Source organism: Psychrobacter sp. GW64-MNA-CIBAN-0177 (assembly GCF_040309585.1).
Lineage (GTDB): Bacteria > Pseudomonadota > Gammaproteobacteria > Pseudomonadales > Moraxellaceae > Psychrobacter > Psychrobacter okhotskensis.
Map to the genome: position 1 here is coordinate 1 of NZ_JBEOOY010000358.1, position 261 is coordinate 261.

At 46.0% G+C, this 261-nt stretch carries 1 protein-coding gene; it reads right to left on the reverse strand.

What is annotated here, in order from left to right; all coding sequences use genetic code 11:
- A partial coding sequence (locus AAEY79_RS15435; protein ID WP_352289405.1) for a dihydroxy-acid dehydratase occupies nt 1-261 on the reverse strand: 261 nt, incomplete at both ends.

The window sequence follows — 261 nt, forward strand, 5'->3', positions numbered from 1 at the left end:
GTGCGAAATATCAAAATCAACACCTGCCTCTTGCGCCGCAGCAAGTAAATGTAATACCGTATTTGACGAGCCGCCCATGGCTATATCTACTACCATGGCGTTCATAAAGGCTGTTTTGTTAGCAATCGCGCGTGGCAATACTTCTTGGTTATCTTTTTGGTAATACTCGCGGCACAAATCAACAATGCGTGCGCCCGCTTCAACATATAATTGTTTACGGTCTTTATGCGTTGCTAGCGTAGTACCGTTACCCGGTAGTGC